This is a genomic window from Providencia stuartii, assembly GCF_029277985.1.
Taxonomy (GTDB): Bacteria; Pseudomonadota; Gammaproteobacteria; order Enterobacterales; family Enterobacteriaceae; genus Providencia; species Providencia zhejiangensis.
Map to the genome: position 1 here is coordinate 678,807 of NZ_CP119546.1, position 11,559 is coordinate 690,365.

10 protein-coding genes are annotated in these 11,559 nt (G+C 46.3%); 7 read left to right on the forward strand and 3 right to left on the reverse strand.

The window, feature by feature from the left end; all coding sequences use genetic code 11:
- Window position 1: 1 nt before the first annotated feature.
- On the reverse strand, window positions 2-976 hold the full coding sequence (locus P2E05_RS02910) for a ParM/StbA family protein (RefSeq protein ID WP_000497807.1): 975 nt from the start codon (window positions 974-976) through the stop codon (window positions 2-4).
- A gap of 464 nt (window positions 977-1,440) precedes the next feature.
- Between P2E05_RS02910 and mobI the strand changes: the two genes are divergently transcribed.
- Window positions 1,441-1,884, forward strand: a complete 444-nt coding sequence (gene mobI, locus P2E05_RS02915) for a conjugative transfer protein MobI(A/C) (protein ID WP_008305549.1) — start codon at window positions 1,441-1,443, stop codon at window positions 1,882-1,884.
- Between the two features lie 10 nt (window positions 1,885-1,894).
- On the opposite strand, the gene umuC is transcribed toward mobI, so the two are convergent.
- Both umuC and umuD read right to left on the reverse strand, forming a co-directional pair.
- Entirely contained in the window at window positions 1,895-3,163 is a 1,269-nt protein-coding gene (gene umuC, locus P2E05_RS02920) for a translesion error-prone DNA polymerase V subunit UmuC (RefSeq protein ID WP_036973679.1), read from the reverse strand.
- A gap of 7 nt (window positions 3,164-3,170) precedes the next feature.
- Window positions 3,171-3,620 (reverse strand): translesion error-prone DNA polymerase V autoproteolytic subunit, encoded by a 450-nt coding sequence (umuD, locus tag P2E05_RS02925; protein WP_004249334.1) that lies wholly within the window; start codon window positions 3,618-3,620, stop codon window positions 3,171-3,173.
- 639 nt (window positions 3,621-4,259) lie between these two features.
- Here umuD and P2E05_RS02930 point away from each other — a divergent pair.
- The 6 genes from P2E05_RS02930 to brxC all read left to right on the forward strand — a co-directional run bounded on the left by P2E05_RS02930 (window position 4,260) and on the right by brxC (window position 11,437).
- Window positions 4,260-5,168 carry a 3'-5' exonuclease gene (locus tag P2E05_RS02930; protein WP_004249335.1) on the forward strand — a complete coding sequence of 303 codons (909 nt, stop codon included), beginning with the start codon at window positions 4,260-4,262 and terminating at the stop codon, window positions 5,166-5,168.
- A gap of 73 nt (window positions 5,169-5,241) precedes the next feature.
- The gene (locus P2E05_RS02935) at window positions 5,242-5,556 is read left to right on the forward strand and encodes a hypothetical protein (protein ID WP_004249337.1); all 315 of its coding nucleotides are present in this window, start codon (window positions 5,242-5,244) and stop codon (window positions 5,554-5,556) included.
- A gap of 68 nt (window positions 5,557-5,624) precedes the next feature.
- On the forward strand, window positions 5,625-6,551 hold the full coding sequence (locus P2E05_RS02940; RefSeq protein ID WP_156868342.1) for a WYL domain-containing protein: 927 nt from the start codon (window positions 5,625-5,627) through the stop codon (window positions 6,549-6,551).
- A 9-nt stretch (window positions 6,552-6,560) separates the two neighbouring features.
- Window positions 6,561-7,160 (forward strand): DUF1819 family protein, encoded by a 600-nt coding sequence (locus P2E05_RS02945; RefSeq protein WP_004249340.1) that lies wholly within the window; start codon window positions 6,561-6,563, stop codon window positions 7,158-7,160.
- Complete coding sequence (locus tag P2E05_RS02950; RefSeq protein ID WP_004249341.1) at window positions 7,157-7,741, forward strand: DUF1788 domain-containing protein; 585 nt, start codon at window positions 7,157-7,159, stop codon at window positions 7,739-7,741. Before P2E05_RS02945 ends, P2E05_RS02950 begins: the two co-directional genes overlap by 4 nt.
- 18 nt (window positions 7,742-7,759) lie before the next feature.
- A complete protein-coding gene (gene brxC, locus P2E05_RS02955; RefSeq protein ID WP_004249342.1) occupies window positions 7,760-11,437 on the forward strand; it encodes a BREX system P-loop protein BrxC in 3,678 nt (1,225 codons plus the stop codon).
- The last annotated feature ends 122 nt before the right edge of the window (window positions 11,438-11,559 follow it).

The following is an 11,559-nucleotide window of genomic DNA, read 5'->3' on the forward strand; positions in this document are numbered from 1 at the left end:
ATCAGGCCCCATAAAACCAGAAGCCTCGGACGTTCGCCAAAACAGACTGTTCCGGCACGATGATTTTGCTTCGTGAAAAAATCTCCTTGGCCGCTTCCTTATAAGCCAAGGCTCCACCTCCGGCGATCAATACCAAGTCCGCATTGATGCTTTCGTCGCGCATAGATTGGCGCATGGCTGTAAGAGCAACAGGCGCTACCTTTTTCATGGCAGCATTCAGATAAGGTGAAATATCGACTTTTTCTCCAAATAGCAGGACCTGCAAGTCGCCTGTTCTCATGGCTTTTTCAAGTCGATCCATACCTACTTTGGCACCGTGATCTTCTGAAATCAGCTTATCAATGGTTTCCAGTAGCACGGACATTGCCTGAAGGCTGGTTCCTGAAGAGCTGTAGCGAATTTCTCCGGCCTCAAGAGCAACCCAATCAACAGAAAAGAAGCCGGGGTCTATGACGACGACGCGACCTTCTTCAATCAAGCCCAAATCACCACCTGTTTGAACCAGATCCATATAGGCACCGGCAGGCTGCGGCAGCACTTTGACGTCATGAACGGTGATGCTGCGCTTTGGCGTCACTTGATGGACACCTTTTAAACGCTGTACAAGGTCAGACTTACGTTGTGGTTCATGAAACTGGGAAACCGGTAATCCAGTGACAACCAAATCGATGGACTCAGTTTCAGCCATTAACAAGGCGGCATGAAAAAGCGCCTTATAGGTTTTTGTGGTGGGATATTCTGGGTGAAGTTCCCGTTCCCAACCTTGAAGGCGTCCAGCAGGCACACCAGCGGCCCAACGCTCATTATCGACAGAGACATACAAACAAGTTTCATCATCGCCTCCACCGATACGCTCCGGCATACGATCCGCTGGACCGGCACCCGCAGGTAGAATAATGGTTTTCGGTTCACTACCTGATTGGCCAATTGCCAGCTTCAGGTTTGAGTAACCGATATCTACGCCTAGTACAAACATACTTATCTCCTGTGCACTCAAAGTGCTCTAACGGTTTTCAATCAACCGCGCTGTTCACGCTTGGGCATTTCCAAGTGCTCTGGCGGTTCACTCAAATGTCATTATCAGGATTCGGTGCACTGGCGGTGGGCAGAAAGGTGACAAATCCTTTCATCTATCTGCCTATTGCATTTTCGCAAAAGTATGAGAATAGGCTCTGTTTGGCGGTGGATGACTGAGCCAAAAAAATCGAGACGCCAAACGTCGTTTGCATTCTGGCCTGAACTCGCCAAACGGTTTGTATCTTCATGGCGATACGTCTTTTCAGGCATTTATATGTGAAATCGGGCTGTATCCCTTGTCAGGTATGGGATTGCGCGAGTTGATTTATATCGAGACGCCAAACAGTGATTGTTACGGCAGTTTTACGTTTGGCGTTTCGATCCAAAAGCCAAACGGATAGTAGTTTTGGCTTTTGGGGTTAATTGGATGGGGAAATTGGTTTGGTAGAAATCGTCAATGAACAATGGAAATCAGAAGTATCAAATTTATTGCAGCAAGAAACGGACAGGCTAAAAGCGCTGGCAAGAGCTGAAGTTGATGACTTTTGGGTTACCCATTACAAGGTTCGTGAGAATGAGCCCTTTAAAGACTGGGGGCTGCTTGGTGTCCGTATCAGAGACTTTAAGTATGGCTTTGGCATAGAGTGGTACATCAACAGCTTTCACGGTCAACGAGGTAAGCGCGTAGTCTTTAGTAAAGGACTGCGTATCTCAAAGACGAAGCTGAGATACTCATTTTTGGACTGCCAAGGTTTGGCCAAAGAATGGGAGTTAGCGCTGGCTATGGAGAAAGAGGAATTTTTCAGTGATATTCGACGCCAGGTTGATAAGCTCAACATGCTGCGTCGCAGAGTGAATGCCTACTGAGTTAACTGCGCTACTTAACTCGCGGTAATTGGTCCCAGCGTGTTGTATAAGCGGGAGATAAATGCTCTCGCTTCATCGACCAATCTTTCTTCGTACCTTGTCCAGCAAAGAAAACCTTTCCGGCACCGCTTTGGTTAATGGTGTCCAATACAGACATTAACTGCTGGCTATTAGAGCGGGTCGATACGTCATCGAATAGTCCTGGTTGAAACATACCAGGATCGTAAAAGTCAGACAGCATGACGCCCGCTTTGGCATAACGAAAACCATCCTTCCAAATCCGCTTGAGTAAGTGATTGGCCAGCTCGATAAAGTCCCGCGTATCGCAACTGGGGATCAGCAACTCACCCGATGCAGAGTTGCTGTACTGCGGCTCGTTGTCCTTAAAGGGGCTGGTACGTATAAACACGGTCATCACTTTGGCTTGCTGCTGTTCTTTGCGAAGCTTCTCCGTGGCGCGGGTTGCGTATTCGCATATGGCTTCACGTAAGAATTCAAAGTGCGTCACTTTTACGCCAAATGAACGGCTACAGACAATTTGTTTCTTAGTTGGCGGGATCTCTTCAAGTTCAATGCACGACTCACCATTGAGCTCTCTGACGGTTCTCTCTAAAACCACCGAAAACTGGTCTCTGATGGCTCTAGGTGAGGCATTGGCTAGGTCTAAGGCTGTAGTGATACCCAACGCATTTAATCGCTTAGAAAGCCGCCTACCAACGCCCCAAACATCATCAACCGGGACTAATGCGAGCAATCGACGTTGCCGATCTGGATTGGTCAGGTCTACAACCCCTTGAGTAGCGGGATATTTCTTAGCGGCATGGTTAGCCAGCTTGGCGAGTGTTTTAGTCGGTGCAATGCCTACACAGACGCTGATCCCAATCCAGTGACCTATGCGCTCTCGCACTTGTTGTCCGAACTCGACAAGAGATATGGCAGACTCAATACCGGTTAAGTCCAAAAACGCTTCGTCAATCGAGTAAACCTCTACTCGTGGTGCCATCTCTTCCAAAGTGCGCATCACTCGACTGCTCAAATCTGCGTACAGCGCATAGTTGGACGAGAATGCCAAAATACCATGGCGCTGCATTTCAGCTTTGATCTGAAAGACGGGTACGCCCATTTTAATACCGAGTGACTTAGCTTCACGTGACCGTGCAACCACGCAGCCGTCGTTATTGGACAGCACCACAACCGGTGTATCTTTTAAATCAGGACGAAACAGCTTCTCACAACTGGCGTAAAAGTTGTTGCAGTCCACCAAGGCAAATACAGGCATGGGATCGTCACGACTTACGGCGCATGTTTCGCACCACATTGGTGACCACACCAAATATCTCTAACTCTGTCCCTTCAGGAATATGAATGGGCTCATACGCCTGGTTTCTTGGGATCAGCTTTACGCACGGCCTTAGTTGAAGTTCCTTTACCGTGAGTTCACCATGGATTCCCGCGATGACAATGTCACCGTGTTCTGCTTGGACAGAGCGATCAACCACCAAAATATCATCTGGGTGAATCCCAGCATCAATCATTGAATCACCTTCAACACGCACAAAGAATGTTGCAGCTGGTCGCTTGATGCACAGCTCGTTGAGGTCGAGCGTTTGCTCAACATAATCCTGCGCTGGTGAGGGAAAACCAGCAGAAACACGTTCCATGAACAATGGAATACGAAGGCGCTTGGCTTTGATGAAGGCAAGTACGCCGCTACGGCCTATCAGCGAGACACTCATGACGAACCTCGAAAAAATAGAATTAATACTGTTTGTTTATACAGTATCTAATGCTATGCTGATTTCTACAAGTAAAATTGTAGGTAAAACTGGTGTTGTTCGAGTAAGACGCTGTGTTGTCGGTGATTTATTTTTTGTGTTGAAAAACTAGATGTGGGGATAGCTCGCCCTCGTCAAAGCCTGCAAGGCTTGGACAATACTGCTTCTGCCTACTGCTCTTGTTTCTGTTACTGATCCTGTTACTGCTACTGGTTAACGCATGGGTCAAGTAACCGTCAGACAAGGCTTGTTGAACCCTTTGCAAAGGGTTTAAAAACAGTTAGTAAAATTCTGCTTCGTATTGAATTTACTGGCTTAAAGCGAAGTCAGGAGCATCTTTAAAATGCTCAGTCGAACTCAGTTCAAGCCTTTTTCAACCGTTTGAAAAGGGGTTGGCTAAGCCATACGTAAAGGGTATCGGTAAGGGTTACCTAAACGGTTTGGCTAAGGCTTTCTGAAAGGCTTAGCCAAAGCCTTCATACATGGGTTCACCCAGTAGAAAGATTAAAAAAACGCTGAGGTATCCAAGGTGCATTTTGTACAACCTGTGGCACAGTGAAATAACCCAAAGCGAACAACAGAATTGAAGAGGAACCATCAATGACAAGAGCCCCTGCGCCATTTCCGCTAGAGCGCCTCGCGGATATCCCAGAAAGACCAGAAGATTTTAGATTGCTGGAACGCATTCCTTTAACGCGTGAGCCGCAGTCCTGGCCACTTGAACTTTCTCCTATGGTCGGTGATGAACAGCCGATGGTGCTGCTCGATACAGAGACAACCGGACTGTCTGCCGATGACGAGTCCATTATTGAGCTTGGTATGGTTAAGGTGCTTTACAGCCCCTCTGCTCAGCGGATTGTGTCGATTGTTGATGTGATCAGCCTGTATGAAGATCCCGGCAAGCCAATCCCCGAGCTGATTACCGAATTAACCGGTATCACTGATGAGATGGTGCAAGGCCAGCGCATTGATGATGCTCTGGTAGCGAGTTGGTTATCCGATGATCCGCTGGTGGTTGCACACAATGCGCAGTTTGATCGTCCTTTCTTTGAAAAGCGGTTTGCCGCATTAGGCCATCTATCTTGGGCCTGTTCAGCTAGCGGCATAGATTGGAAAGCACTGGGCTTTGAAAGTCGGAAACTTGAGTACCTGCTGCTTCGCTTAGGTTGGTTCTATGAAGGACACCGAGCTGCAACCGATTGTTTGGCGATGGCCTGGTTGTTTCAATTGTTGCCCGAGTCCGTTGCAAACTTGTTGTCTGAAGCAGACAGGCGAACTGTGTTAGTTCGTGCGTTTGGTGCGCCGTTTGACGTAAAGGACTATTTAAAAGAGCGTGGTTACCGCTGGCATGACGGTGTTAAAGGTGCCAACAAACATTGGTGGCGCGAAATCAGCGAAGACGAGTTGCCGCAGGAACAAACTTACCTGGATGATTTGTATCATCGTGGCTCAGAACATGCCCACTATGACTACAAAGATGCCCGCAATCGATTTAAAGCTTTGTCATAGCCCCTTGCATATTTGAAAACCTCTGGAAAATGGAAAGTGAACTTATGGTTTAACCAACAAGAGGAATCTTTCCATGTACCAAGACACCTACATTGAATACTGGGGCGAAATCTTCGTCTCTGCCCGCATCATTGAATTTGGCATCACGTTCGAGCGCTTTCTTAAAGATCCATGGAAGCATTTGATGTCCTGTGGCCAAGAGTCTGCCCCAGACGCGATTGCTGAAGGGATGCTCCCATTGCTACCAGCCCAGGCAGAAGTTGCTAGGCGTGTTCGAGAGAATGAATTGCGTCAGTTGGCATTCCAGCGTGAGCTTCTATCAAGGCCAGAAAAGAAACATTCGAACAATATCAAGCCAATTTTTATAGCCAACAAGACGACTTGTTGATACTATGAAACCTAATGAAAAACAGTAGGTTGCTTGATGGCATTCAATCGATGGCTTCCTAGTTTTAGATGATTAGGGCTTGTCCCAAATGGATTGAGAGGTTGACAGTGCAAGACAACACTGGACTTGAAGAGCTTAGCCAAGCACAGAGAGAACGACTCGCTCATATTGATTTCACTTTGTTATTTAAAGGTGAAGCTGGGCGGAGTTATTTAACCGAGCGCTTTAGCGTAGCGCCGTCTGTGGCAACACAAGATTTTGCGCGGTACAAAGCGTTGGCTCCTAACAACGTTATGTATGACGAAAAGCGCAGAGTGCACTTGAAGACGAGCACATTCCAGCCGTTGTTTGATTATGACATTGTTCGAACGCTTGCGACGATAAGCCAAGGGTTCGGTGATGGCTTTCTTGGCAAGGTTAGGCCACCTATGGCTTGTGAAGCACCATTTCATCTCAATAAGCCGAAATTGGAAGTGGTAGCGGCGGTTAGTGAAGCCATACATAAACGCGCGGTGATTAATATTGAGTACACCTCATTGTCGAGTGGTCATGGGAGCAGGCAAATAGTTCCTCATACCTTGATTGACAATGGCTTGAGATGGCATGTCCGAGCATTCGATAGAAAGCATAGAGAATTTAGGGATTTTGTGTTAACCAGAATAAGTGAAGTTGAGTTGTTAGAAGATGAGGTTAACGACGAAGTTGAGACTCTTCAGTGGGATAAGCAATGGAACCGAATCGTTGAACTAGAGCTGATACCTCATCCAAAACTAGCACATCCAGAAGCTGTATTGATAGACTACGCAATGGAAAACAATAGGTTGCGTGTAGAGATAAGAGCTGCGTTCGCTGGATATTTACTGCGTTTATGGAATATCGATTGTTCAAAGAATAGCAAGAGCAATGGGCGAGAGTTCCATTTAGCACTTAAAAATCCAGAAGCACTATACGGCGTTGACAATGCTGCACTCGCTCCTGGATATAGCGAATCGTGAGATGAATTTATGAATATAAAAGAATATTTAGGCGATCTTATCGGAAGCAGTTTATTGATAACTGAATCTAGAATAATCGCAGAATCGCTACTGAAAAAACTTCCAGAAGATGAGTGGAAGTCGCTGATCGTTGAGCAAAATGTTCTTCAGAAAAAATCCGGTCAGACGGCTATTCGTTATGCCAGAACAATCCGTTGGCGTATTGAAGGCCTGGGTGATGAGTTTATGACTGATCTTTTAACCGCGAGTGAACGTGCCTATGTCCAAATGCTGATGATGTCATTACTCATTCATTCTCCGGTTGTCGCTGATTTTATGCGACATACCTTAGCCGAGGCTCGTCGCACCTATAAACCCGCTTTAACCGCTGATGCATGGTCTGAGTTTTATGACACGAGAGTGCGGGCATATGCCGAACTTGGCGGTTTTTCTGACTCAACTGTCAAAAAAATGGGTAACAACGCAATTAAGGCATTGGTTGATAGTGGCTACCTGAGTGATAGCAGGACAAAGAAAATACAACCTGTTTACCTAATGCCAGAAGTTAAAGACTGGTTAGTTCGTCTGGGCCGGGAAGATTTGATTGAGGTCATGGAGTGCACAATATGAAGGCTCTCCAGACCAGGCTTGATCTTATACAGGAACGAATTGAAAGCCCTAAGTTTTTGAAAAACGATGGCTTGGGCAATGAAATTGGATTTTGGGTATTTGACTATCCAGCCAAGTATGAACTGCTTGTACGAGAGCACCTTAAGCACGTTGACGAAAAACTCAACAAGCGTGGTTACCGCTTTGTCCATCTCAATATTTTTGAAGTCTTGATAGATATGCTTGAGGAGCGAGGCCTTTTCGACCGAGCTTGCCAGCGTGAATTGCAAGTCGGTGTTGATGGTCTTCGAAAAACACTAGCCGGGCCTCTGAGCCAAGAGAAAGTGGCAAGGTATATCGCGGACAAATATAAGCCATCAGAACTTGAGTTTGTGTTGCTGTCAGGCTTAGGCAGTGCGTGGCCTCTTGTCCGAGGACATGAGTTACTTAGTGCTCTGCAAGACGTGATGGGGAGCACGCCATTAGTGCTTTTCTATCCGGGTGAATATAGCGGAAGGGATTTGCATCCTTTTGGCATGATCGAATCTAAAAACTACTATCGCGCCTTCAAACTTGTGCCTGAAGACGGTAAAAAAATTTAAGAGCAGGGAGCCTCCCGAATGAAAATTGAACAGATTTTTTCCAAGAAGTTGACGCGTGACATTAATGGCGTTGTTAAAGCGGAACAAAAAGACAATGACAGTGTGTATGTCGAGCTTGATGAGTATGTTGTTACCCGAGAGTTAGATAGACACTTTCGTGCATTTTTTGAGGCTTACGTCCCATCAGTGACGCAAAGCCACGGTGATATGTCAGGTAAAATTGGTGTGTGGATTTCTGGCTTCTTTGGCTCGGGTAAATCGCACTTCCTGAAAATTTTATCTTATTTGCTTGAGAATAAATCTGTTGAAAAAGATGGCCAAGGCCGACAAGCGTTTGAGTTTTTCAAAGACAAAATCAACGACGCCATGCTGTTGGCGGACATCCAAAAAGCGGTTACCAAAGACACTGATGTTATTCTTTTTAACATCGATTCGCGAGCCAATACGGACGACCGAGAAAATGCCATTCTTAAGGTTTTCCTCAAAGTCTTTAATGAGCGTGTAGGATACTGCGCTGACTTTCCTCATATTGCGCACTTAGAACGCGAGCTTGATAAACGTAATCAATACGCATCTTTCAAGGACAAATTTGCTGAGTTGACTCAATCAACTTGGGAAAAGGAGCGTGACGCCTATGACTTCTATCGAGACGAACTTTCAGAAGCACTCGCTCATGCCAGTGAGCAATCATTAGAGTCTGCCAAAGCGTGGGTTGAGCAGGTTGAAAACAATTTCCCGCTAGATATCCGAAACTTCTGTAAGTGGGTTAATGAATACTTAGATCGCACTGGGGATCGTAACCTTCTTTTCTTAGTCGATGAAGTCGGTCAGTTTATCGGTAAGAACACACAAATGATGTTGAAGCTTCAGACCATTACTGAAGATCTTGGCACATATTGTGGTGGCAGAGCTTGGGTCGTTGTTACCTCTCAGGCAGACATTGATGCTGCCATTGGTGGTATGGATAAGAGTGATGGCGAGGACTTCTCTAAAATTCAAGGGCGTTTTAGTACCCGCTTACAGCTGTCGAGCTCGAATACCTCGGAAGTTATTCAAAAGCGATTGTTGTCCAAAACGGAAGAAGCTCGTACATACCTCATCGATGTCTTTGCTGAAAAGGGCGACATTCTTCGTAACCAGCTGACATTTGATAAAACGACAACCGCGTCTCTAAAGGGCTACACCGACGCTCCGTCTTTCGTGGACAACTATCCGTTTGTGCCTTACCACTACACGCTGGTTCAAAAAGTGTTTGAGTCAATTCGAACAAAAGGCGCGACGGGTAAGCACTTAGCCATGGGTGAGCGTTCATTACTTGATGCTTTCCAATCAGCTGCAAAACAGATGAAGGACTCTGGCCTTGATGTGTTAATCCCGTTTTATAGTTTCTATGCACCGATTGAAAGCTTTTTGGAGCCAGCGGTTAAGCGAACGATTGACCAAGCCTGTGAGTTGGATTCCTTAACAGAATTCGATGGCAAGATCCTAAAAACGCTTTTCTTGATCCGTTATGTGGACGTTGTCAAAAGCACACTAGACAACCTTGTGACGCTGTCAATTGATCGAATCGATGCCGATAAAATTGCGCTGCGTAAACAAATTGAAGAGAGCTTGAATCGTCTTGAACGCCAATTGCTGATTGCGCGTAATGGTGATGAGTTTATCTTCCTGACCAACGAAGAAAAAGAGATCGAAAACGAGATCCGTCACACTGACGTTGAAATGTCAGAGGTCTCGAGCAAGCTTTCAGCCATCGTATTTGACGGTATTTTGAAAGGTAATCGTACCTATCGATACCCGATTAATAAGCAAGACTTTGCGGTGAGCCGTTTTTGCAATGGTCATCCAAAAGATGGCACCACGCTGGAAGACCTAGTCATTAAAGTCATTTCACCTTTGGATTCGCACTTTGAAAATTACGCCCACGATCAAGCGTGCCTCAATCATACGCTTGAGGCTGATGGGTGCGTGCTCGTCAAGCTGGGCGAACATAAGCGTCTTTGGGATGAGCTGACAACCTTTATAAAAACTGACCGATTCTTAAAACAAAATTCAGGACAGCGACCAGAGCAAGAACACCTTCTCCGCGAAAAGCAGATGGAAAATATGGAGCGTGAAAAACGCTTAAGAACGGATTTTGAAGCTTTGTTTGCCGAGGCTGACGTTTACGCGATCGGCACAAAACTGCCGAAGAAATCAGCAACGCCAAGTGCCATCGTCGAAGAAGCATACAAATACGTTATCGAAAATACCTTCGCTAAATTGAACATGCTCAAGGCAACGCCTGGTGAAGTTTTGCGTGAGCTACAGGCCGTTCTTGTTGCTGATGATATTGCTCAGATTGGACTGGATCTTCAAGCGGATGAATGTAACCCAGAAGCTACGCGTGAGGTTGAGCAGTACGTAACGCTAAAAGTCGAGCGTAATGAGCCTGTTTACTTACGTGACATCGTTGCCCACTTCGGCAAGCGCCCGTATGGCTGGCCAGCCAATGAAATCTTATTGCTCACTGCAAGGCTGGGCTTGGCTGGAAAGTTATCTTTTAGTACCCAAGGCACAGATCTGGCGTTGAAAAAAGCTTACGAGCCGTTTACCAGCGTGCGTAAACGCGGTGAGATCCGTGTACATAAAATCAGGCAACATGACGAGCGCCAAATCAAAAAGGCTGCTGGTCTTGTTAAAGAGATCTTTTCAAAAACCTTTACCGGCTCTGGTGAAAAGGAGCTCTACGAATTAGTGCGCGATGAATTACTGGCTTGGAATGAAAAGCTTAAATCATTCAGAACCAAGTCACAGACAGGCCATTTCCCAGGTAAATCTCAAATTGACGAGGGTCTTGCATTGGTCGCGGGTATTCTTGAGCAAACTTCAAGCTTCGCCCTTATCACCCGATTCTTAGAAGACGCTGATGCCCTTGAAGAGTTTGCTGAGGACTTTGAGGATCTTGATGACTTCTACAATAGCCAATTTCAAACTTGGCAAGCCCTTGCTGGCGCATTGAACGAGAAGTTTAAGGCCAATAGACCTGCGTTAGAAAAAGACAGTGAAGCATTAAAAGCGCTCACTGAATTAGAACGCATTTACAATATGCCCTCACCGTATGAGCAGCTGCGCCACATTAATCCGCTTATCGAGCAGGTGGCAAAAGTTAACTCAACATTGGTTGAAGAAAAACGCACTCATGCCTTAGAGCGTGTTGATCTGCGCATCGGACGTGTAAAAGAAGCGCTAGCTGAAGCTCATGCACCGTCTGAATTACAGAACCAAGCACTGCGCCCGTTACAAATGTGCAGACAGCGCATTGAAGCAACCTCTTCAATACCACAAATTATCAGTGAGCAAACTGAAGCGGAAGGTTACGAGGACGAAGCTTATGAGTTGCTGAATGGCTTTATCGAAGATCAACGCAAAAAAGCTGAAGCTGAGCGAAGACGTCGTGAACTCGAACAGCAGACACGCGAAGAGGAAGCAGCGAAAGCCGGTAAAGCAGCTCCAGCACCTGAGCCAGCCTCTGAACCAGTGCAGCCACAGCCGGTTGCAAAACGTACCGTAACGATTAACTCAACCGATGCCATGGCTAAGTCAGTAACAACCGGATTCATTGAAAGTGAAGCCGAAGTTGATGCCTATCTTGCCGCTTTAAGAGAGCAGCTGATTGCTGCGGTCAAAGCTGGCGACCGAGTAAGAATTAAGTAAGAGGCAACGGATAGCTATGTATCAAGCGGGTGGAACAATAAGATCATTACTCGACAAGGTTGCTGAGCAGGAATACCTGTTACCGGCCATCCAGCGAGAAGAACCGCATTACAACCCGCAAG